Origin of the sequence: Cohnella luojiensis, from assembly GCF_004564235.1 — a bacterium.
Lineage (GTDB): Bacteria > Bacillota > Bacilli > Paenibacillales > Paenibacillaceae > Cohnella > Cohnella luojiensis.
Genome location: NZ_SOMN01000021.1, coordinates 48,553 through 69,709, shown reverse-complemented (window position 1 = coordinate 69,709; position 21,157 = coordinate 48,553). Strand labels below are relative to the sequence as shown.

Genomic DNA, 21,157 nt, shown 5'->3' with positions numbered 1-21,157 from the left:
CGTTGAAAGAATTTCTTCTGGCCGCTCGCTTAGAAAAGCTCCTGTTGCTCCGCGAACAGATTATTTAGAAAACTTCTGCGATGCAGCGGCGATGGTCCAAGTTCAAGCAAGGCCTCCCTATGTACCTTCGTTGCATAGCCTTTATGCCCTGCTATTCCATACCCGGGATACAAAGTGTCCCATATTTCCGTACATAAGCGATCACGGGTAACTTTAGCCACGATCGATGCGGCGGCAATGGACTGGCTTAGGCTGTCGCCTTTGATAATTGCCGTTTGCTCAATGGCCAAATCAACGGTTTCCGCATCCACGAGCAAATGCTCCGGAGCTATGCTCAATCCTAGTACCGCTTGCTTCATGGCAAGCCTTGACGCCTGCCTGATGTTGATAGAATCGATGACGGAAGCCTCTATCCTTGCAACCGACCATGCGATTGCTTCCTCGACAATCTGATCGTACAGCCTGTCTCGCTTCTTCTCGCTAAGCTGCTTCGAATCGTTAACTTCTTCTAGCACTAAACCCGCGGGTAAAATAACGGCCGCGGCGACCACGTCCCCGAACAAGCAGCCCCTGCCTACCTCGTCCACGCCAGCTACCGCGGTCAATCCTCTCGACCACAATGAAGCTTCGTATTCTAAGCGATTGATCTCGATTATTTCATTGCTTTTATTCATCTATGTATTGCCTCCCAAATCCTTACCATCCTACTATTGTCCGACAAGAGCCATTGAATGCCAAGCCTTATTTTGCAAACAATTGTTACCAGTTTATAGATTCAAGAACTATGTTACTCCCCTATTAATAGCTATACCCTATCCTTTCGACCCCCAAGAGTCCTCCAGAAAGCGGCTTCTAATATTCTCCGTGGGCATTAAACAGCTATCCTGGCGTCCGAACCAGCGATAACGCCGCGAGGCAATGAAGTCATAAACCCTATCGCGAATAAATCGCGGGAAAACGATGCCCCCGTATAATAACGGCCAGAACCCTCCAAGCTTTCGGCACAGACGAAGTGCGGCCGTTGACTTTATGGAATATCTGCTGCCGTGTTCAATCATGACTACCGTATCTAAGCTATCCTTGGACAACCCTCCCGCTTGCAATAGCCGCTGCCCTAGTTCGGATTGGAGGGAAGCAAAGCGGAACTTGGCTTCCGGATCCCTCTTAATGACGAAGCGGGTAATCCCATGGCACAAATTGCATTGTCCGTCTATTAACAAGATTATAGGCTCTTTTGCATTCATCCGATGATTCCCCATTGACGCTCATCCCTCTCTAGATACGCCGCCAAATCTCTTGCATGCTTATTCGTAATTTAACATATTTAAGGCTCCAACAACACAAAAAAAGCTGTTTTCGTTAGCGGAACATCCGCCCGAAAACAGCTTTCAATTCTCTGCGCCATTAAGCATTATCAGGGCTCTCCAAAGTCATTCGGCCGAGCTTACCCGATCGCAGATCCCGAAGCAATAAAGTCGCCGCTTTTTCGAAATCGACGTGTCCTCCGCTAACGATGCATCCCCGGCGCTTCCCGATGCTCTCGAGCACGTCTATCGCGGCTTGCATGTCCGGCAGCTCCGCGGGAAGACCCTCAAGGCCGTAGCGATCCTTCAGAACGGAGCCGTAATTCTCCACGAGAACCTTGAGCACGAAGCATGCCACCTCATCGATGTGCAGTACTTCTTCCTTGATCGCCCCCGTAGCTGCGAGTCGGAAGCCCGCAATGGGATCGTCGAATTTCGGCCATAGAATACCCGGCGTGTCGAGCAGCTCCAGCTCTCCTCCGAATCGGATCCATTGTTGTCCTTTGGTTACGCCCGGGCGATCGCCGGTTATGGCAATGTTACGCCCGGCTAGCCGGTTGATCAACGTTGATTTCCCTACGTTCGGAATTCCGACGATCAACGCGCGTACCGGACGGGGTTTCATCCCCTTATCGACCTGACGCTGAATCTTCTCTTGAAGCAGCTCCTTCGCCTTGCTCGCCAGCTCTTTGACTCCGGTTCCCGCGTTAGCATCGATAACGTGAGTCGCCAGTCCCTTCGCTCGGAAGTAACTGCTCCACTCCGCCGTTAGCGCGGGATCGGCCAGATCGGCTTTATTTAGCAGCACTAGACGCGGTTTCGAAGCCGTGATCTCGTCGACCATCGGGTTTCGGCTCGATTGCGGTATGCGGGCATCCAGAAGCTCGAATACGACGTCGATGAGCTTCAGCTTCTCTTCGATCTGCCGCTTCGCGCGGGTCATATGACCGGGAAACCATTGAATCGTCATTTTGAAACACCTCTCTACAGACGCAAACGCGAGGGGAGATCCCCTCGCTATCGTTAATGGTTAACTAAACTGAAATCCTTGATCGGCCAGAAGATCAAGTCGGCGCGACCGACGATGCGGTCCATCGGAATGTAACCGATCCTGCGGCTATCCTCGCTGTTAGAGCGATTATCCCCCATTACGAATACCATTCCTTCCGGCACGACGTCATCCGGATAGCTGCTGTTCGGGAAGTTGGAGCGATCCCCGTCATCCTTATTATATAATTCACCGGCCGCATGAGCCTTCTCGTATGCTTCCTTCAGATAAGTCTCTTCTATCTGCTTGCCGTTTATGTATACGTTATCCCCTTCGACCTTAACGGTCTCCCCGGGTAATCCGATGACTCTCTTAATGAAATCCCGTCCTTGATCCGGAACATGGAACACGATGATTTCCCCGCGCTTCGGCTCGCGAACATCGTACAAGATTTTGTTCACGATAATTCTCTCGCGGTTCCAGAAGTTAGGCTCCATGGACTCTCCGTCCACGATGAACGGGCTGACGAGAAACCAACGGATGACGAATACGAGTATTCCGGCAATAGCTAAAGCCTTTATCCACTCCGTTAATTCGTTTCCCGCTTTCGAATTCCCGCGCTTGTTAACCCGCCTGGTTTCCGGTTGTTGATCACGAATCGTTTCTTCGGCGGAATCCGGCTTCGTTCCCAGCTCGGCAGATTCGTTTGGTAGATTATTCGGTCGTTGATCCATTCGCAATCGCACCTAGCTTTCTTATTGAATGCAAAAAGGAGAGCTTGAACTTTGCCAAGCCCTCCTCTGACGCCAATTATCGAATTTCTTTGATCCGTGCTGCTTTACCGCGCAGGTTGCGCAGGTAGTACAGTTTCGCGCGGCGAACTTTACCGCGACGAGCCACTTCGATTTTTTCCAGACGCGGGGAATGTACCGGGAAAGCACGTTCAACGCCAACGCCGTAAGAAATTTTACGAACCGTGAATGTTTCGCTGATTCCGCCGCCGCGACGTTTAATAACAACGCCTTCGAACAGCTGTACGCGCTCACGGGAACCCTCGACGACTTTTACGTGCACTTTAAGCGTATCGCCGGGACGGAAGTTAGGAATGTCCTTGCGCAATTGCTCTTGCGTAATCGCTTGAATAAGGTTACTCATTGAGTGTTCACTCCTTCCATAACAGACGTTCGTACCCCGCTCCCCGAATGTTCTCATTCGGATCATGGCGTGCAGAGGACCGTCCTACTCGTCAGTAAAACAACATTTGAAATTTTATCATATCCGTGAAAGAATTACAACCTTCACTTCGTAGGTTTTGTCGTTTGCTCCCGCTCTATTCGCATTGTTCGGAGCCATTTGCGCTCCTCCGGCGTTAGCTCCGCTTGTTCGAGCAGCTCCGGGCGCCTGACAAGCGTACGTTCTAACGATTGCTTTCTCCGCCATTTCACGATTTCGGCGTGGTGTCCGGATAGCAACGTATCGGGAACCTTCCAGCCGCGAAACTCTGCCGGGCGCGTATAATGCGGGTATTCCAGCAAGCCGTCGCTGAAGGAATCCGTTACCGCTGACTGATCGTTGCCTAGCACGCCGGGAAGCAGCCTGACTACGGCATCTACGACGACCATCGCGGGAAGCTCTCCGCCTGTAAGCACGTAATCCCCGACCGATAGCTCTTCCGTCACTAGAAACTCCCGTATGCGCTCGTCATAGCCCTCGTAATGGCCGCAAATAAATATCAGGTGCGATTCCGCGGCAAGCTCGCGAGCGACATCCTGCGAGAACGGCTTTCCCTGGGGGCACATGAGGATAATCCGAGGTTTCTTGCCCGTCGCTTGTCCGGATGGATCCTCGAGCAGGTGCTCGACCGCATTGAAAATCGGTTCGGCTTTAAGCACCATTCCTCCGCCGCCGCCGTACGGCATGTCATCGACGGTATTATGTTTGTTCCCCGAGAAGTCCCGGAAGTTCACCGTGGACAAAGAGACGATTCCTTTGTCCTGCGCTTTTCCGAGAATGCTTGTCTCGAAAACGCCAGTGAACATTTCCGGGAATAATGTCAACACATCGATTCTCATCCCTAAAGCAACCCTTCCATGAGATGCACTTTTACTTTGCGGGAAGCTATGTCTACATCCAGAATGACATCGTCGATGACAGGGAGAAGGAGTTCCTTGCCTTTCGCCATCTTCACGACCCAGATGTCGTTGGCGCCGGGAGACAGAATATCCGTTATCGTACCCAAAGCCTCGCCTTCATCCGTTTCCACGGAGCAGCCTACGATATCGCGGAAATAATATTCTCCTTCGGGGAGAGGCACGCGCTCTTCGTCGCTCACCTTCAACTCCCATCCTTTGTACTTTTCCACCTGATTAATGTTATCGAAGCCATTAAGCTTTAATACGAACATATTTTTCTGCTCGCGAGAGGACACAACTTCAATAGTAATTGGCTCTCCGGTTTCCGGCGGAAACATTAGCAGCTTGTTTCCCGCCTTGAATCGAACGTCCGGAAAGTCGGTTTGCGGCCATACTTTGACTTCCCCTTTAATCCCGTGCGTGTTAACGATTTTACCTATGTTGAGCAAGCGCTCATCGGACATGGAACAAACTCCCTTCGACTTGCCTATCTGAAACATGCAAAAAACTCCAGTTTCTATATTATAGCACTGGAGTTTGACTGCGCAAATGAACGGTTAGGCTGCTTGAGGAAGAGCTTGAACTTTCTCTTGTTGCTTCTTCTGCATGCTGAGCATCACGAACAACATAAAGTAATATCCCCAATAGACGACGAATTCCTCCAAGGATGGGTTCTGGGTGTATCCCAAGAACGCTTTGAAGAAGATGCCCACTTGCCCGTTAATGAGGGGATGGTTTCCCGTGTCGCGAATATACTGGATTTCGTCAACCGGATGCTCCGGCATGAATGCCGTAATGTTATATAACTCTCCGATTTCCCCGCCTGCCGTATGGTAAAAGCTTCCGATCATTCCGATATCCTGCATGATTCCGACAGCTTGAACGAGCAAACCCGCGGAGATCATCATCAGAAACACGCTCGTGATTCTAAAGAACGTTTTTACTTTGATTTTCTTCGTTCCTTTGAAAAACAAATACCCGATGACGACCGCCAAAATCAACCCGCTAAGCGCTCCCCAGCTTTCCAACGCTTTTTGTATATCCCCGCCGGTTATCGCAGCGAAGAAAAAGACGGTTTCCACGCCTTCCCTCACCACGACGAGAAAAGAATGCAGTACCATGTTAATGGCTCCGCCGACCGTTAAGATCGTAGCGATTTTGCTCTCTACCTTCCCCTGCATATTGCGGCCCTGCTTACTCATGAACAGGACCATGTGGGTTAACAAGCCGCAGGAAACCATCATGATACCGATCTTCAGATAATTTTGGCTTCCCATGCTCGCAAAGCCGGTAAGGAGGATTTGAAACACAAGCGCCACGCCATAGCTAGCCGCGATAGCGAGTACGACACCGACCCACACCCACTTGCTCCAACTGGTCTGACCGATGCGGCCGAGATAAGTCAAAATAACCCCGACAATCAATATCGCTTCCAATGCTTCGCGAAACGTAATTAAGAACGCCTGCATATCCATGTGTATTCACTCCTGAGGCAGAATTTCTTCATTCATGATTACAGTTTGGCAAGAGCGGCAAGGATCGCATCGCTTTGTTTCTTCGCTTCGTCAGCCTTTTTATCGTCGATCGCTTTCAAGAACGCTTCGCCTAGAACGGCAGCGTTAGCGTATTCCGCGCCAAGGAATGTTTCCTGTGCAGCCAAGAACATTACGCCCTCCATAGCATGAACGCGCGCTTCGTCGAATTTATCCTCTGCAAGTTCCTGCTGGGATGTCTCTAAGTATTCTTTTACTTTGCCCGTGTTGCTGGCAATGATGGATGCTTTGATTTTCGCGGTGTCGACTTTAGTCGCATCACCCGAACCGAATGCGTCTTTAATCGCGTTGGCGTCGGATTCGCTTCCGCCTCTTAGATACGTGTACACAGGCAGGAACAGGAAGTAAGCTTCCGTCATTTCCTTAGGCAGCTCTTCCTTTTCTACCGTCGGTATTTTTTCGGCATAAGCATAGGATGCAAGAGTGAACGCCTTGATCAGTGTTTTGTCGAGCATCTGACGATGAACATTATAGTCGGCGAGGTTGCTCGCTTTAACATCTTCGCGCAAATTTGGAATTACGGCTCCCGCGATCGTGTCTTTCATCGTGGTATTGAATTTAGAATCCCGTTTGACAACGAAAGGTTCAAGTACTTGGGTATAGGCTGCAATGGCTTGCTCGAGCAGCTTGGAAGCTTTGTCCGCATCCCCATCTTGGAGAGCGGTTTTGACTTGCTTGCCTACAAGGTCCTTCAATTGAAAGTAAAAGTACCAGTTCAAGCCCTTTTCTACGGCTTCTTCTACTTGGGTATAGTTCATTTCGTTCGTTGCGGCATGATCAAGAACAAAGGTGATGTTCTCGTCGATTTTAGGGTCCCCTTCCTTGATCCCGGCATCGATATATTGGATAAAAGGCTGGAATTTTTCTTTGTAAGCCGCATCAATCTCTTTCACGTCTTTTTTGTCTACGAGCATTTTGCCGATTTCCTTGTAATCTGCGGTCAATTGCTCCATGTCAAGCTCCGGAGCAGTCGGTGAAGCCGACTCTGCTGGAGTTGAAGCCGAAGCGCTTGGCGAAACCGAAGAGCTGGGTGATGCGGATCCGCTTGGCGACGATGCCGCATCGTTCTCTTTATTATTCGATCCACAAGCGGACAGAAGTCCTGCCAGTAGAGTTAAGCTTAGTACGATAAGAGATAATTTGCGCATAATGAAAAGTTAGCTCCTTTTGTATGATGTTACGGTATTATTTTTTTCTTCTCATCCACCAGATAATGAAACCGCCAATAGCCGCCATGGCTGCGATTACGACGATCGTCACTCCGACATTCGTTTTTTGCGTTCTTTCTAGAGGAGCATGTTGGACGGGTTCGTCGACCGGTAAGCTCGGCGAGGCTTCTTCACCTTCAGCTCCTTGCAAAGGGAACAAAAGAGAGATTTTATTCTGGATAAAACTTACATTGCTTTTGAACGCTTCCGGATCGGGCTCCTTCTTTCCTACGCCGAACAGTCCGGGATTCCCGAGCGCCGTCAAAGCATCTTCGAACGCCTTGTCGATTTCTCCGGCATCCAACTCCATATGCGGTTGCAATGTCGCATAAGTCGATTTCGCCTTGGCCAACAGTAATTTCGCTTGAGCGTAATCGTTCAAATCCGCTAGCGCATAATTAAATCTGCGATCCAGATTCAAGACTAGCACGGCTTTGAAATTGGAGAGCGTAAGATTGACATCTTTCGCTTGAAAATTATGATCCAAGATCGAAGCTACCGCATCGCCGAAGTGCGACTTGATTTCGGACTTTCTCACCTTATAGGCTTCCTCGGCCGCATTCCAATCAGGAGCGGGACCATTTAAAGCGGTTTCCACTAATTTGAAAGTTTCGGCAACTTCCTCGGTATTGGCATCCCCATAGGAATAGGCTGAAACCTGGGAAGGCGCGAATAACATCGCCGCAAAAATGATTGCCAACCCGAATTGCAATAACCGCTTCATCTGAACACTCCCAGTATGTAGTTCCTTCACCAGAGACAATGATAATCAATCTCAATTGAAGTGTCAACGGGTTTTTAACATAAATCATGACTATTCTATAGATTTTCCGACCATTCATACAAAATGATACGCCCGTAGACCGGATCGAACAAAGAATCCGATTTGAACTCGGATAGTTGGACGACATGATCTCTAGCCTTCGAGTCTTGCAGCTCGAACCCGCGAAGAACCTTATCCGTCAGCAGGACTCGTTGACCGGAGCTCGCCCTTGCGACCGCTTTGAAATAATCATAGGTAACTATGTCACGATGCTCGTAGGTTGCCTTCAAATATTGAAAAACTCTAGTTTCTTCCCAGGTATAGACAACAAAAGGAGCATCAAGATGACTTAAATAGTCATGAAGCTGGTATACGGCAGGTATTTGTTCGGCTTGCCGTTTCAGAAGCATGGCTCCTTGTACGAATTGTGCGACCAATATCAGCGACAGGATCATAGGGATGATCCTTGACAGGCCGAATACAGCCGTTCGTATCGCCGATAGATAGACTAGAAAAAGCATCGGTCCAGCTATAGGAGCGATATGGCGAGGCTTCTCAATATTTTGACCGAGTAGAGCCCACGCCGCATACACAGACAGGCAGATGATTATCCCTATTCGAAATAAGCGATTGAGATGCTCCGGTTCATCGGCGCTTGTTTCCGATATCAACCGATGCCTCATCCAAACCAAAACCAGAAGTAGAGCCAGCAGTATTCCGATGACGATTGATCTGCTTAGAAGAACATCGCCGAGCAAGTTATTGCCAAACAATTGTACCGCCCGACGGCCGAATGGCATGGAAATGGATACGACCCCGCCTCCCCATTCCGTGAAGTGGCCCTTTACGAAAGCCATAGACAGCTTCACGAATCCGGATAACGTTCCCTCGGATAAGGCTAAACCCGCTACCCATACAAGTTGGATAAGGCACGCGGAAATAACGGACAAGAGCAGCCGCACCTTTCTTCCCCTTGTTCCGGCGTTGCTCTTATACTTATAAGCCCAGAGCAGCAATAGCGCCGTCCCGAACGGAAAAAACGATAATCGGGTACCCATTAATAATCCGAAAAAGACTAGCGTTAGAGCATGCCAGGCTTTAGATCTCGGATATTCCATAGCTTGACGCACCGACCAGAGAAACCACCAAAGCAAAGCGATGCCCGCGCATTCGGACATTGGCCTCGCCGTCATCAGCCACAGATAAGGTGTCGTTAGGACGAGTGCGGCGATCAACAAGCTCGCTCTTTGATTCACATGCCTTCTAGCCAAAAGATAGATGGGAACGGCCGAGCTTAAAGCCATCGCTGCGTTAAAGGTCGCCAATGCCTTCACCGGATCGGCAATCCAATGGTGAACGAGAGTACCCCCGATAATAAAGTATGGATATCCCGGAAAATGCGGTTGCATGGCCAGCAAGTCGAACCTGTCTAATGCCAGCGCAAAATCCACCTCGTCCCATGAACGGGCAAACGGACTCGCATAGTACAAGCTGAAGTAGCCTATTCCTATTAGGGCGACTATGGCTGCGAACCATGTGGCGATTTGAGCCGGAATACGTTGCACACGGAGAACCTCATCTCATTTTCTCGGAAAGTTCTGCCGGTATCGTTTTGCGACCGGCCGTTTCATTTCCTTATAAATAGCCGGAATAACCGAGCTGACGTATTCTTTGAACTTAATGAAAGATTGCCCTTTCGTCCGGACTTGATAAGAGATCGGTACCTCTTCCAAGCGGAAGCCCTGGCGGATTAGATTCAAAGTCAATACCTGGGCATAATTGTAATCGTGAATGATTTCCGCTCTCTCCATCGCTTCCCGGGAAAAACCTCTCATCCCCGATTGTCCATCATATATCCATTTACGGACGAGCACCGATTGCAACAGCGTAAAAAAATAGTTGCCTAGTCTGCGATGAAGCTTCATCCCCCGGATTTGCCCCTTGAACCGGGAACCGAAGGTGTAGTCGGCCGTTCCTCGCCGAATCGGCTCGATGACATCGGGAATTTGTTCCGGCGGATATTCGTTGTCGGAATCGATCATAAGCCCGATATCCGCGTTTAACCGGCAGCATTGGGCGAGTCCTTCCCGAACGGCCGCGCCTAATCCCCGGTTGCTTGGGAAGGAAACGATATGATCGGCGCCGGCTTGCTTGGCTGCGGCCACCGTACCGTCTTTCGAACCATCGTCGATGACGGCCACTTCCACCGTATACTCCGGATGAAAATGCCGCGGCACCCGGGCTATGACTTCGCCGATGTTGCTCTCTTCGTTATGGGCCGGCATGAATACAATCAATTTTTTTGTCCTCACTGGTTCGATCCTTCCCATTCCCCTATGAAACTTCATTGTGATGGAGCTTCAAAGCGTCGGTTAATACCGGTCCGCGGCTGTGGCTAGGATACGGAGCGCCCAGCAAATAAGAAAGCGTCGGCGCCATCGAGATCAAAGAATGCTTCTCGTCGATCCGATGACCTTGGCGGATGGACGGTCCGTGAAGGAAAAACGGGACATATCTCTCCCCTTCGTCCAGATGACCGTGCCCGCCGATACCATCGGCTTGTCCGTGATCCGCGCATATGATCAATGTCGTATTTCTCATCATGCCGCGTTCTTCCAGCCAATTAACGAATTCCTCCGTTAACCTGTCGGCTTCCGCGATTTTCCGCAAATATTCATCGTATAACACGCCTTGGCTATGTCCGGTCTGATCGACGCCGATTAATTGAGCGACCAGCAAATCCGGATTTTGCTCCGCCATGATCAGCTTTGCACGTTCAATGATGTTGCGATCCGCAACGTCATTGTGCATGACGGCCGTCACGCTCTCTACGTCATCCCCCATCGAATCGATTAAGTGGGCAATGCCGAGGAGACGTCCTTTCTTCCCTGCCTTGCGCAAGGAATCAAAGATACTCTCAACCTTGATGCCTAAGCTCCACACCATGTTGGACTTGATTCCGTGCTCCCGAGGATAGGTTCCGGTGAACATCGAGGAGAAGCAAACGACCGTTCTGGCAGGATACACGGTTTCCATTTGCGAATATTCCGTTCCTTCGGCGCGAAGCTTTTTCAAGAAAGGGGCATCCGCCTCTTCAAAACGTTCCTTGCGCATACCGTCTATGACGATGACGATGACCTTCTCGTTCGGCGCTTTATCCGGAACCGTGACGTTATTCGTCAAAGGAGACGTTTCTTTCGGTTTCCAGTCGAACAAATTCGCATGAAGAATGTAGCTATAGAGCCACAAGCAAGCGATGAAAATAGTCAAAGGCAGCAGATTCTCGTAAGCATCGGCGGTAAATGCATCCCAAGAACCGAATCCGTCGAACAAGGAATAGTAATGATTCCAGACGAACAGTAACAACAAGAACTTCGGCATCTGCTCCTGCGCGTTTCCGCTCGTCGAATCGCTGTTCTTCAAGACAAGCTTCCAGAACCGCTTGAAATTCCACCAAGAGGTGCCGATGCGCAAATGATAATAGAACGTTCCCCAGAAATAAACCGTGAAAAAGAAGAACAACCCCAATGCCAGCGCATATAGAAGCAGGTTCTCCGGATCCCAGACAAGAAGGGACGCCACGACGGGGAGCCATAAATAATTGCGAAGAAACAACGGGAAATCATAAAGATAGTAAATGACGAATAAAGGCAGTACGCAAATAAATCCTGCTAAAGTCGAACTCCAGAAGTTAACGTCGGTCCAATGTCCGATTCGAAATAGCAGAAAAACGCCGACGACGAAAATCGGAGTAAACGGCTTGCCTTCGTTCAGCAGATTCCAGCATCTTGCCGCAACGATTTCAAAAGAAGAAGCTTTTTTCACGAAGATGTACTCTCCTTTGCAGGCTTTTGTTTTCGCGACAACCATATCTTCGCTTCGCGCCACTTTATCGGCATGCGCTTCAGGGTATATCCCCCCGCTAAGTAAGAAAAAGCAAATTTGAACGTGTGCGATAATATCGCGGCCGCATAGGCATCTTTCCAGTCCACGCCAAGAATGGCTAACGAGCCGCTTAACGTGCTCTCGTAGGTTCCGATACCGCCCGGCGTAATATGGAGCACCTGTCCGGCTATCGTCACGCTGTTAGCCCATACCAGAGAAGCCGCTCCTACTCCTAACTTCAAGATGACGGCGACGCCGTATATAACGGCCGCTTCCAATATCCAGCTAAGGGCAATGAGCATTAGGACGGACAACCCTTTTCGCGAGACCATGACGGACTTGAAATGCAGCCAATGCTTCCGTACGAAGGGAAATTTGTACAGCGGGGTAAATCTCATAAGGCACGCGAGCAAGACCATTACGGAGAGTATGATAACGAACCATCCCCAAGGAGCGGACAAGCCGATATACGCGACTCCGATTAATGAAAAAGCGCCAAGTACGAACATATCCATCAATCGCATTATGCCAACGGAATGAAGGGCCTCGTCCCACGTTTTGCGTGTGTATTTCATCAAAAAACCAGTCCGAACGATATCCCCGACTTTAATCGGGAGAAGGTGGTTAACCAACAAGCTGTAGATCATTCCGTGATAATAAACCCGGAATCTTCCCTGGGAACCGGAGTACATTCTCCATGCCTCGGCCTTCAGCATAAAGGATAGCAAGTAAGCACCGAACATCATAGCAAGCCATTGTGGATGCACGGCAAGCGTATGCAACCGGAGTAGAATCTCCTTCGGGTCGAACCATCTCCAAGTCATGAAGAGGAAGAAAAGAAACAAGATAACCGCAACTAACGCAAAACCTTTTCTAATCGACATTTAGAACCGATTCTCTTTTCTAGATATTGAGAATAATTCTCATTAATAGGCATCGCTTTGAATTATATGGGCTATTCGTTCATTCGTCAACAGTAATCATTGCCAACGACTCGAATGAACCTATTCGGAATGGTATCGGCAGTACCATTCTACAAACCGGTTCATGCCATCCTCTATTCGGGTTAGAGGCGAGAATCCTGTCGCATCCCGCAGTTTACTAATATCAGCGAATGTCGTCTCAACTTCTGCAGCCTGCATAGGCAAGTACTCAATGATCGCCTTCTTGCCCAGACCTTCTTCTATAAGCTCAATCAGCCTCATGAGTTCAATGGGTTGGTTATTTCCGATGTTATAGATCTCATAAGGCGCGTTATGCGGCTGATTCATCAGCCTCACGACCCCTTCGACAATATCGTCGATGTAGGTAAAATCTCTTTTCATCAAACCGTTATTGTACACTTGAATCGGAATTCCATTGGAGATTCGTTTCGTGAACGAATAATAAGCCATATCAGGCCTGCCCCAGGGGCCATATGCCGTGAATAAACGCAAGCCTGTCGTGCGCAGCCCATAAAGATGACTATAGGAATGCGCCATCAACTCGTTGGCCTTTTTCGTGGCGGCGTATAAGCTTAACGGATGATCGGTCGGGTCCTGAACGGAAAAAGGCAATTTCGTATTCGCTCCATACACCGAGCTAGATGAAGCATACATCAGGTGACCTACTCGATGGTTGCGGCAAGCTTCCAGTATATTAAGAAATCCGACTACGTTGGAGTCCACGTAAGCATGCGGATGGGTAAAGCTTGCCCTTACGCCGGCTTGTCCAGCTAAATGAAGGACTATGGAGAAAGAATCGTCGCTGAACATGTTTTCTAATGCCGCTCGATCTTCCAGTGAAGCCCGCACAAAGGCGAAGGAAGGATTTTGTTTTAAAATATCCAATCGCGACTGTTTCAATGAGATCTCGTAATAATCGTTTAGATTATCTAGACCGATTACCGAGTATCCGTCTTTCAATAGCCTGTTAGCTAGATGAAATCCTATAAACCCCGCACAGCCTGTTATCAGGATTGGTGAAGCCATCATTCGCTCTCTACTCCATTTCCAAATGATCCTGTCTGTTTTTGTAAGCATAAACGGCTGTCGCCGTCCTCGGGATGGCGGCATAGGTTTATGTCGGAGACTATTCAGAAATGGATAGCGAAATTTTATACATTCTGAATAGTCGAGAAAAGGACCGTACCATGCATAAGCACGATACGGTCCAATTACCAATTATTCCGAGACAATGTCCACGATGACGCGCTTCCGCTCCTTGACAGCAGCGGAAGAGACTACCGTACGTAACGCTTTCGCGATACGTCCCTGCTTGCCGATTACTTTGCCGACATCGTCGGGATGAACGGAAAGCTCGTACACCAGGCCTCTCGCGTCTTCCTTGACCTGAATTTGCACGTCTTCCGGATGATCCACCAACGCTCGGGCGATAACCCGAATCAATTGTTCCATGGCTCAGCCCTCCGGTATTGAGACGATTACTTCTGGAGCTTGGATTCGTGGAATTTCTTCAAGACACCGGCTTTGCTCAGAAGGTTGCGAACGGTATCGGACGCTTGCGCGCCGTTTTGCAGCCATTTCAAAGCTTTTTCCTCATCGATTTGTACTTGAGCTGGTTGAGCAACCGGGTTGTACACGCCGATTTCTTCAATAAAACGACCATCACGCGGGGAACGGGAATCCGATACGACTACGCGATAGAACGGAGCTTTGTGAGCACCGATACGTTTCAAACGAATGCGAACTGACATTGACTTTCACCTCCTTGAAAAAGATTAGATCTTGATTGCTGAAAGTTAGAAAGGAAATTTCATGTTTTTGCCGCCGAACATGTTCTTCAGGCCTTTCATGCCGCCTTTAGGTCCTTTGGGACCCATCATGCCGGAAAACTGTTTCATCATTTTCTTCATGTCCTCGAACTGCTTCAGCAATCGGTTGACGTCGGCTACCGTCGTTCCGCTGCCTGCCGCAATCCTCTTGCGGCGGCTATAGTTGATGATGTCCGGCTTCTTCTTCTCCGCCTTCGTCATCGACTTGGCAATCGCTTCGGTACGCGCGATTTGTTTCTCGTCGATCTTAAAGTTCGGATTGCCTTTAAGCTTGTTCATTCCGGGCATCATATCTAATAGCTGATCTAGCGGGCCCATCTTGCGAACCTGCTCCATCTGCTCGAGGAAATCGTCGAAGGTGAAATCCGCGGTGCGCATCTTGCGCTCCATCTCCGCAGCCTTCTCCGCATCCATGTTCGTCTGCGCCTTCTCGATCAGCGACAGCATATCGCCCATTCCGAGAATCCGCGAAGCCATCCGGTCCGGATGGAACGCTTCAAGCTGGTCGATCTTCTCGCCCGTAGACGCGAATTTTATAGGACAGCCGGTTACGGCTTTGACCGATAACGCCGCTCCGCCGCGGGTATCTCCGTCGAGCTTCGTCAGAACGACTCCGGTGAGGGCCAACTGTTCGTGGAAGCTTTGCGCCACGTTCACGGCTTCCTGTCCGGTCATCGCGTCGACGACGAGCAATACTTCATCGGGCTTGACCGCGGCATGGATGTCCTTGATCTCTTGCATAAGCTCGGCGTCTATCTGCAGACGGCCTGCCGTATCGATGAGAACGTAATCGTTTCCTTGGTCCTTGGCCAGTTGAACGCCTTGTTTCGCGATCTCGACGGGACTAACCTGATCGCCAAGCGAGAACACCGGCGCTCCGATCTGACCTCCGAGTACTTGAAGCTGCTTTATGGCCGCAGGACGGTAAATATCCCCCGCGACAAGAAGCGGCTTGTGATTCTGGCTTTGCAACAGCTTGGCCAACTTGCCTGTTAACGTCGTCTTACCCGCACCTTGCAAGCCAGCCATAAGAATAACGGTCGGAGGCTTGTTCGCTTTCGCCAGCTTCTCTTGCGTGCCGCCCATGAGCTCGGTCAGTTCTTTGTTGACGATATCGATGATGACCATCGCCGGAGTAAAGCTCTTGACGACTTCTTGGCCCGTCGCGCGCTCTTTCACTTTGGCGATGAAATCCTTGACGACCTTGAAGTTAACGTCCGCTTCGAGCAAAGCCAAGCGCACCTCGCGCATCGCTTCGTTGACGTCGTCCTCGGATACTTTGCCTCGTCCCTTCAGCTTGCCGAACACGTTCTGCAGCCGGGTCGATAACCCTTCGAATGCCATATTCCCATCCCTCCTTCGGAACGGTATTGCTTAATCTATTTCATGCCTGCGACAAGTGACGAGTTCATTCCGCGTTCCGCAGCTTAGCGGCGGTTTCCGTAAGCGATTGGCGCCATTCGGGAGGCAGGCCGGCTATCTGCGTCTCCAGCAAGTCAATGCCGGCGTGCAGCCGTCCATGCCGATCCATAAGATGCAGCTTGGATTCGTACTCCTCCAACACCTGCTCGGCCCGCTTCAGATGCTCGTAAACCGCTTGCCTGCTAATCTGAAATTCGGAAGCGATTTCTGCCAACGTATAATCATCGTGATAATAACATTTAATAAAGGTTTGCTGTTTCTCCGTCAACAGGGCTCCATAAAAATCGTGAAGCACGTTGATTCGGTTTGTTTTCTCCAGCGCGTCGTTGTCCCAGGGCAACCGATGTCACTCCCTTTGTCAAACGCATGCGTCAAGGCAAAACACTTGACACCCAACTCACTTCCCCTATACTACGGAAAATGAAGATGGATGTCAAGGTTTAATCCTTTACATTTTTTATCTGAAACCTACGACTTTGCAGGCCTGATCCCAATTAATAACACAAAAAAGCTGTCTCAAAAGTTAAAATTGAGCAGCTTCTTTATTATTATTATTATTATGGTTTATGTGGGGATTTTGGCGAATGGGTGCCTATTAACGTGTTTTGACGATAATTTTACGGATACTTTCACCGGATAAATGGTACTTATGCTCCAGATCCGTTATCGTCCATCCATTTGAAAATAACCGATAAATCTCTTCGTTCCTGTCAGCCAGCAGCTTACGCGTTCCGCTCAATTCTCCCCAACTGGACTTCTGATCGGTCCGCTTGGGAATATAGATCAATTCGCCCGGAATGTACTTTTGCAGCTCCTTAAACAACCTAGGGGGAAGCACATCTCTTCCATTTTTGTAATTCACGATAAACGTCCTCCTCGAACGGGTTCATCCTTGCATGACTTGGTATAGTGGCAGTAATCATCATTTTTTTCTGCCTCCTCTCGTAAATTTTCAAAGCAATGATTTAGCCAGCCGAACTTTCATTTGATCAGGTGCCAGCATTCCTAAAGTATATAGAAAGCCCTTCATGACTCAATAAATATTAATATTTCTTCCATTTATTCTCGGATTTATTGCAGTCGTAAAAAGGAGGCCTTTCGGCCTCCCCGTCCCAGTTGATTTCGGTTAGCCCGAAATCACCTCATGGTTGATATTCAAGTCGATCATCTCCTTTCCTCGTATTTCGTCGGCCGACACCCTCATTCTACTTCCAAAGCATGGAAGATGGATAGTGAAAAAACGTCTATAAATAATCTTTACCATCCTTGCCGACTTAAGTGATTTTCGGAACTTGATCGTAAACATCCAAGGCCGCCTGTACTCCCAACCCTTGAGGGACGCGAACGCCGTGTCGTACTAAGACCGCTTCCAACGCGCCCAGCAGATGAAGGACGTTTTTCCGACTGCAGCTGTAGCCCATCGTGCCGATCCTCCATATTTTCCCTTTGAGCGGACCGAAGGAGCTGGCAATCTCGATGCCGAAGGAGTCGAGCAACATCGAGCGAACCGATTCCCCATCGACTCCGGGCGGAATGTCGATGCAATTAACGACGGGGAGCTTGCATGAAGCGTCGCCGTACAAGGACAGCCCCATCTTCGTTAGCCCGGCAATCAGAGCTGCTTCCTGCAGGCGATGGCGGGCGAAACGCGCATCCAAGCCCTCTGCTAGTACGATCCTTAACCCTTCCCGAAGCGCGTATAGCATCGACGTCATCTCGGTGTGATGATTGAGTCGCCTCGGACTCCAATAGTCTTGGAGCTGGCTTAGATCGAAGTAATTGCTCCGAACGGGACTAAAACCGTCCAACCCGCCCGTTTGAATGCCGTCGCCTGCCTGCCTAATCCCTTTTTCAACCCTCTTGCGTCTAAGCACCTTGCGTTCCGCGCGTTCGTTATAAGTAATGGGTGCCATCCCGGACGGAATGGACAAACACTTCTGCGTTCCCCCGATTACGGCGTCAAGGCACCAATCGTCGGTTTCGACCGGTACTCCGCCAATCGTGGCTACCGCATCCACGACAATGAGGATATCAAGCTCCCGGCATGCTTTACCTATCTCCTCAAGCGGTTGAATTCTGCCCGTTGAGGTTTCCCCATGGACGATCGCGACAAGATCGGGCTTCTCCCGATGAATCGCGGAGATCACTTCCTCCGGATCGAACACCTGCCCCCAAGTTTTCTCCAGCACAGTCACTTCGGCTCCGCACCGTTCGGCGATCTCCTGAAGCAAGTAGCCGAATCTGCCGAAAATCGGAATCAACACCTTGTCGCCCGGCTCGATAAGGCTGACAAGCACCGCCTCGATACCCGAACGCGAAGTGCCGTCCACCGGGAAAGCCCATTGGTTATCCGTACGGAAGACAGCCCTGATCATCTCCATCGCATCGTTCATGAGCGAGGTGAATTCCGGGTCGAATTGCCCTAAGATCGGATAAGACATGGCCCGAAGCACGCGCGGATCCACTTCAACGGGGCCTGGAGTCATTATTGTGCGGGGGGATGGCGATAACTCGGAATAGAAGGTCATTTCGATTGCTCCTCGTAGGCCAATTCGTACAAGAGCGACGCCAGCACCGAAACACCGTCCGCCAGCTGCTCGGGAGAAGAATACTCTTCTGGCGAATGGCTGATTCCCGCTTTGCTAGGCACGAAGATCATCGCCGTCGGGCAAAGCTCGGCGAACAGCTGGGCATCGTGTCCGGCTCCGCTAAACATTCTCCGGTGAGTCAAGTTAAGCTTGCCGCACAATTGTTCGATCTGTCCCGTGAGCGACCTGTTCATCGGGACGGGCGTCGTGGCAAGCCATGGCGTTATAACAAGAGCCAATCCTCTTCGATTAGCGATATCTTCGTATTCCTGGAACAGGTAATCGCAGAACCAGGATAACGTACGCTCGCTATCATGCCTGATATCGAGCGTAAACTCAACCGTTCCCGGTATGACATTCGGGATATTCGGCGCCGCTTGAATGCGACCTACGGTTGCAACTAGCGACGCGGCCCGAGCCGCCAACTGCTCCAGCCGCACGATGAATTCGGCCGCTCCGGCCATGGCGTCGGTTCTCATGTTCATCGGGGTCGTCCCCGCGTGATTCGCTTCCCCGCGCAAGGAGACGGAATATCTCCGCTGTCCGACGATTGCCTCGACGATGCCGATTTGCTTAGCCATTCTTTCCAGAATAACGCCCTGTTCGATATGAAGCTCCACGAAAGCGCCAAGCTCGCCCCGAACGCAATCCGGCTGTTCGATCAAGCCGAAGCCCGATGCTTCCATCGCCTTTTGCAAGCTCGTTCCTTCCGTATCTCTTAGCTCGTTTCCGCTGCGCCAGTCCAATTGACCGGTCATATTACCCGACCCCCAATAGGCAATAGGGAACCGGCTCCCTTCCTCCTCGCAGAAGGAAACCACCTCGAGCGTACGGGCGGGAACGCCGTAAGTTTCTTTCAAATGCTTCAGCGCCGCAATGCCCCCGACGATACCGTATGCGCCGTCCAGCTTCCCCCCGTTCCTTACCGTGTCGACATGAGAACCTGTCAGGATAACAGGCGCATCCGGATCGCTTCCTTCGAGCCGGCCGATCAAATTGCCGACTCTATCGAAGCGAACGGCAAGGCCGGCATCGCTCATCGTTCCCGCGAGAAAAGCCTGCGCTTCCATCCAAGGCTGCGTATATAACAAGCGGGTTACGCCGGCATTGTCTCCGTCCTCCGCGATATCGCTGAACTCGGCCAGCCTGTCGATCAAGCGACAAAGCTCCGAAGCCTTATCGAATTGAATAAGCTCTCCCATCCTTGACCCCTCCCTAACTCCCTCTGTAGGTGCTGTATCCGCCGGGAGCGACCAACAGCGGAACGTGGAAATGGCTTTGCTCGTCATCCACTCGAAACCGAATCGGGATAAGATCGAACAATAGCGGCTCCACTCCGCGTACCTCTTGGAAATACCGACCCGCTTCGAAGACGATTTCGTAGACTCCCGCGGCCAATTCTTCGCCCGCAAGCAAGGGCTCATCCAACCGCCCGTCCGAATTAATGCGATCCTTTTTCAGCAGCACGGGCGTTAGGTCCTCCCCCCGCTTCCATAACTGCACATTCATCCCCATCGCAGGCTTTCCATGAGAAATATCGAGCACATGCGTCGTAATCCTGCCGGATGCTCCCATCAGGCGCCCCCCGCTTCCGCTAAATCGTCGCGAGTCATCGTAAAGCCTTGGAAGCCGTAAGGCGGCCTCGGCTCCGTATAGACGCCCGCCTGGCCGATGCCCTCGGGTTCAACGATCGTTTCCCATGTCCGGTTATTGGATTCGAAGAATACCTCCGTCAATTGAGGAAACCTCTTTAAGATCCGCAATCCGATTTGATTGATCAAATATTGAATAGAGGGCGTTTTGAACTCGTGAAACACATGGTGGGCGATATCCCGAATTTGCTCCGCGGCTACGTAAGAATGCTCGCTCATGGCATCGGCGTGTTTATCGTAAGTCCAGTTAATATTAAGGAAAATGAATAACGGCCGATCATAGCTTTCCGGTAAAGTCGTATATTCGTCGCGGATAAAGCCGAAAAAAGAACTTCCGCTCACTTTAATCAGCTGCAGGTCCGATACTCCGCATTGCAGCGATGCAGTGGACATTTTGCCATCACCGCGAACAAGCTCCAATCGGGCATGCGCCTTTTCGTTGTGCGAAGGACGGTATACCAGCTTGCTATTCTCGTACCCCTGCTGCCCTTGAACCAAAACCTGGCCGAACGGAAGACGCGTTGCCTCGATATCGATCGCCGTGACATTAGCGTATCTCTCGAAAAACCTCTTGCCAATATAAGCAAGCAGACCTTCCGTGGTGCATCCCTCATAAGAAGCGCTATGACGCAGAATGAAATTTTTCATCGAATCGGTCGCCACGACCTGGCCGTTGTCTCCTTCGGTAAAAGAGGCAAGCAAGGTTTCCCCGCTGACCGAGAACTTGATATTATGCGCGAAAATGACGTTTTCGTTCCCGTTGAAAGGGGACTCCGCTATCGGTTCTACGGTTAAAGGAGCCGCGTAAGTCCGGTAAGTAAGCACGTCTCCCTTGCCGTAATAGAGCGTTCGGCCGCTGGTTAGCTTTTGCATGGTTTCCCTCTCCCCG

General features: G+C 50.4%; 24 protein-coding genes. All 24 read right to left on the bottom strand.

The window, feature by feature from the left end; all coding sequences use genetic code 11:
- Positions 1–29: 29 nt before the first annotated feature.
- On the bottom strand, positions 30–674 hold the full coding sequence (locus tag E2980_RS14885) for a ribonuclease HII (protein WP_135152968.1): 645 nt from the start codon (positions 672–674) through the stop codon (positions 30–32).
- A 138-nt stretch (positions 675–812) separates the two neighbouring features.
- Positions 813–1,244 (bottom strand): thiol-disulfide oxidoreductase DCC family protein, encoded by a 432-nt coding sequence (locus tag E2980_RS14880; RefSeq protein ID WP_240703042.1) that lies wholly within the window; start codon positions 1,242–1,244, stop codon positions 813–815.
- Between the two features lie 160 nt (positions 1,245–1,404).
- Positions 1,405–2,274 (bottom strand): ribosome biogenesis GTPase YlqF, encoded by an 870-nt coding sequence (gene ylqF / locus E2980_RS14875; protein ID WP_135152966.1) that lies wholly within the window; start codon positions 2,272–2,274, stop codon positions 1,405–1,407.
- Between the two features lie 53 nt (positions 2,275–2,327).
- Complete coding sequence (lepB, locus tag E2980_RS14870) at positions 2,328–3,026, bottom strand: signal peptidase I (RefSeq protein WP_135152965.1); 699 nt, start codon at positions 3,024–3,026, stop codon at positions 2,328–2,330.
- A 76-nt stretch (positions 3,027–3,102) separates the two neighbouring features.
- The gene (gene rplS / locus E2980_RS14865) at positions 3,103–3,447 is read right to left on the bottom strand and encodes a 50S ribosomal protein L19 (protein ID WP_130611845.1); all 345 of its coding nucleotides are present in this window, start codon (positions 3,445–3,447) and stop codon (positions 3,103–3,105) included.
- Between the two features lie 143 nt (positions 3,448–3,590).
- Entirely contained in the window at positions 3,591–4,364 is a 774-nt protein-coding gene (trmD, locus tag E2980_RS14860) for a tRNA (guanosine(37)-N1)-methyltransferase TrmD (RefSeq protein WP_135152964.1), read from the bottom strand.
- Between the two features lie 2 nt (positions 4,365–4,366).
- Positions 4,367–4,888 (bottom strand): ribosome maturation factor RimM, encoded by a 522-nt coding sequence (rimM, locus tag E2980_RS14855; RefSeq protein ID WP_135152963.1) that lies wholly within the window; start codon positions 4,886–4,888, stop codon positions 4,367–4,369.
- Between the two features lie 93 nt (positions 4,889–4,981).
- On the bottom strand, positions 4,982–5,899 hold the full coding sequence (locus E2980_RS14850; protein WP_135152962.1) for an FTR1 family iron permease: 918 nt from the start codon (positions 5,897–5,899) through the stop codon (positions 4,982–4,984).
- Between the two features lie 38 nt (positions 5,900–5,937).
- Positions 5,938–7,125 carry a hypothetical protein gene (locus tag E2980_RS14845; protein ID WP_135152961.1) on the bottom strand — a complete coding sequence of 396 codons (1,188 nt, stop codon included), beginning with the start codon at positions 7,123–7,125 and terminating at the stop codon, positions 5,938–5,940.
- A gap of 37 nt (positions 7,126–7,162) precedes the next feature.
- Positions 7,163–7,909 carry a FeoB-associated Cys-rich membrane protein gene (locus tag E2980_RS14840; protein WP_135152960.1) on the bottom strand — a complete coding sequence of 249 codons (747 nt, stop codon included), beginning with the start codon at positions 7,907–7,909 and terminating at the stop codon, positions 7,163–7,165.
- A 95-nt stretch (positions 7,910–8,004) separates the two neighbouring features.
- Entirely contained in the window at positions 8,005–9,513 is a 1,509-nt protein-coding gene (locus E2980_RS14835; RefSeq protein ID WP_135152959.1) for a glycosyltransferase family 39 protein, read from the bottom strand.
- A 15-nt stretch (positions 9,514–9,528) separates the two neighbouring features.
- On the bottom strand, positions 9,529–10,233 hold the full coding sequence (locus tag E2980_RS14830) for a glycosyltransferase family 2 protein (protein ID WP_420808652.1): 705 nt from the start codon (positions 10,231–10,233) through the stop codon (positions 9,529–9,531).
- Positions 10,234–10,282: 49 nt separating this feature from the next.
- On the bottom strand, positions 10,283–11,773 hold the full coding sequence (locus E2980_RS14825; RefSeq protein ID WP_135152957.1) for an alkaline phosphatase family protein: 1,491 nt from the start codon (positions 11,771–11,773) through the stop codon (positions 10,283–10,285).
- Entirely contained in the window at positions 11,770–12,717 is a 948-nt protein-coding gene (locus tag E2980_RS14820; RefSeq protein ID WP_135152956.1) for a lysylphosphatidylglycerol synthase transmembrane domain-containing protein, read from the bottom strand. The genes E2980_RS14825 and E2980_RS14820 overlap by 4 nt, the downstream gene beginning before the upstream one ends.
- A 120-nt stretch (positions 12,718–12,837) precedes the next feature.
- Positions 12,838–13,806, bottom strand: a complete 969-nt coding sequence (locus E2980_RS14815; protein ID WP_205699976.1) for an NAD-dependent epimerase/dehydratase family protein — start codon at positions 13,804–13,806, stop codon at positions 12,838–12,840.
- A gap of 189 nt (positions 13,807–13,995) precedes the next feature.
- Complete coding sequence (locus E2980_RS14810; protein ID WP_115990949.1) at positions 13,996–14,229, bottom strand: KH domain-containing protein; 234 nt, start codon at positions 14,227–14,229, stop codon at positions 13,996–13,998.
- A 26-nt stretch (positions 14,230–14,255) separates the two neighbouring features.
- Positions 14,256–14,528, bottom strand: coding sequence for a 30S ribosomal protein S16 (gene rpsP / locus E2980_RS14805; RefSeq protein WP_135152955.1), 273 nt, complete (start codon positions 14,526–14,528; stop codon positions 14,256–14,258).
- Positions 14,529–14,573: 45 nt separating this feature from the next.
- A complete protein-coding gene (gene ffh, locus E2980_RS14800; protein WP_135152954.1) occupies positions 14,574–15,950 on the bottom strand; it encodes a signal recognition particle protein in 1,377 nt (458 codons plus the stop codon).
- Positions 15,951–16,014: 64 nt separating this feature from the next.
- Positions 16,015–16,368, bottom strand: coding sequence for a YlxM family DNA-binding protein (ylxM, locus tag E2980_RS14795; protein ID WP_135152953.1), 354 nt, complete (start codon positions 16,366–16,368; stop codon positions 16,015–16,017).
- A gap of 255 nt (positions 16,369–16,623) precedes the next feature.
- The gene (locus E2980_RS14790) at positions 16,624–16,890 is read right to left on the bottom strand and encodes a CD3324 family protein (RefSeq protein WP_135152952.1); all 267 of its coding nucleotides are present in this window, start codon (positions 16,888–16,890) and stop codon (positions 16,624–16,626) included.
- 412 nt (positions 16,891–17,302) lie between these two features.
- Positions 17,303–18,556 carry a pyridoxal-phosphate-dependent aminotransferase family protein gene (locus E2980_RS14785; RefSeq protein WP_135152951.1) on the bottom strand — a complete coding sequence of 418 codons (1,254 nt, stop codon included), beginning with the start codon at positions 18,554–18,556 and terminating at the stop codon, positions 17,303–17,305.
- Positions 18,553–19,818 carry a Zn-dependent hydrolase gene (locus E2980_RS14780; RefSeq protein ID WP_135152950.1) on the bottom strand — a complete coding sequence of 422 codons (1,266 nt, stop codon included), beginning with the start codon at positions 19,816–19,818 and terminating at the stop codon, positions 18,553–18,555. Before E2980_RS14780 ends, E2980_RS14785 begins: the two co-directional genes overlap by 4 nt.
- Positions 19,819–19,831: 13 nt before the next feature.
- Positions 19,832–20,191, bottom strand: a complete 360-nt coding sequence (gene uraH, locus E2980_RS14775) for a hydroxyisourate hydrolase (RefSeq protein WP_135152949.1) — start codon at positions 20,189–20,191, stop codon at positions 19,832–19,834.
- Complete coding sequence (gene pucL, locus E2980_RS14770; protein WP_135152948.1) at positions 20,191–21,141, bottom strand: factor-independent urate hydroxylase; 951 nt, start codon at positions 21,139–21,141, stop codon at positions 20,191–20,193. The genes uraH and pucL overlap by 1 nt, the downstream gene beginning before the upstream one ends.
- Positions 21,142–21,157 lie beyond the last annotated feature (16 nt).

What these genes read in the sequence shown, in the direction of transcription:
- E2980_RS14885 (WP_135152968.1), bottom strand. Translation starts at nt 674, where the DNA reads ATGAATAAAAGCAATGAAATAATCGAGATCAATCGCTTAGAATACGAA.
- E2980_RS14880 (WP_240703042.1), bottom strand. Translation starts at nt 1,244, where the DNA reads ATGAATGCAAAAGAGCCTATAATCTTGTTAATAGACGGACAATGCAAT.
- ylqF (WP_135152966.1), bottom strand. Translation starts at nt 2,274, where the DNA reads ATGACGATTCAATGGTTTCCCGGTCATATGACCCGCGCGAAGCGGCAG.
- lepB (WP_135152965.1), bottom strand. Translation starts at nt 3,026, where the DNA reads ATGGATCAACGACCGAATAATCTACCAAACGAATCTGCCGAGCTGGGA.
- rplS (WP_130611845.1), bottom strand. Translation starts at nt 3,447, where the DNA reads ATGAGTAACCTTATTCAAGCGATTACGCAAGAGCAATTGCGCAAGGAC.
- trmD (WP_135152964.1), bottom strand. Translation starts at nt 4,364, where the DNA reads ATGAGAATCGATGTGTTGACATTATTCCCGGAAATGTTCACTGGCGTT.
- rimM (WP_135152963.1), bottom strand. Translation starts at nt 4,888, where the DNA reads ATGTCCGATGAGCGCTTGCTCAACATAGGTAAAATCGTTAACACGCAC.
- E2980_RS14850 (WP_135152962.1), bottom strand. Translation starts at nt 5,899, where the DNA reads ATGGATATGCAGGCGTTCTTAATTACGTTTCGCGAAGCATTGGAAGCG.
- E2980_RS14845 (WP_135152961.1), bottom strand. Translation starts at nt 7,125, where the DNA reads ATGCGCAAATTATCTCTTATCGTACTAAGCTTAACTCTACTGGCAGGA.
- E2980_RS14840 (WP_135152960.1), bottom strand. Translation starts at nt 7,909, where the DNA reads ATGAAGCGGTTATTGCAATTCGGGTTGGCAATCATTTTTGCGGCGATG.
- E2980_RS14830 (WP_420808652.1), bottom strand. Translation starts at nt 10,233, where the DNA reads ATGCCGGCCCATAACGAAGAGAGCAACATCGGCGAAGTCATAGCCCGG.
- E2980_RS14820 (WP_135152956.1), bottom strand. Translation starts at nt 12,717, where the DNA reads ATGTCGATTAGAAAAGGTTTTGCGTTAGTTGCGGTTATCTTGTTTCTT.
- E2980_RS14815 (WP_205699976.1), bottom strand. Translation starts at nt 13,806, where the DNA reads ATGATGGCTTCACCAATCCTGATAACAGGCTGTGCGGGGTTTATAGGA.
- E2980_RS14810 (WP_115990949.1), bottom strand. Translation starts at nt 14,229, where the DNA reads ATGGAACAATTGATTCGGGTTATCGCCCGAGCGTTGGTGGATCATCCG.
- rpsP (WP_135152955.1), bottom strand. Translation starts at nt 14,528, where the DNA reads ATGTCAGTTCGCATTCGTTTGAAACGTATCGGTGCTCACAAAGCTCCG.
- ffh (WP_135152954.1), bottom strand. Translation starts at nt 15,950, where the DNA reads ATGGCATTCGAAGGGTTATCGACCCGGCTGCAGAACGTGTTCGGCAAG.
- E2980_RS14785 (WP_135152951.1), bottom strand. Translation starts at nt 18,556, where the DNA reads ATGACCTTCTATTCCGAGTTATCGCCATCCCCCCGCACAATAATGACT.
- E2980_RS14780 (WP_135152950.1), bottom strand. Translation starts at nt 19,818, where the DNA reads ATGGGAGAGCTTATTCAATTCGATAAGGCTTCGGAGCTTTGTCGCTTG.
- uraH (WP_135152949.1), bottom strand. Translation starts at nt 20,191, where the DNA reads ATGGGAGCATCCGGCAGGATTACGACGCATGTGCTCGATATTTCTCAT.
- pucL (WP_135152948.1), bottom strand. Translation starts at nt 21,141, where the DNA reads ATGCAAAAGCTAACCAGCGGCCGAACGCTCTATTACGGCAAGGGAGAC.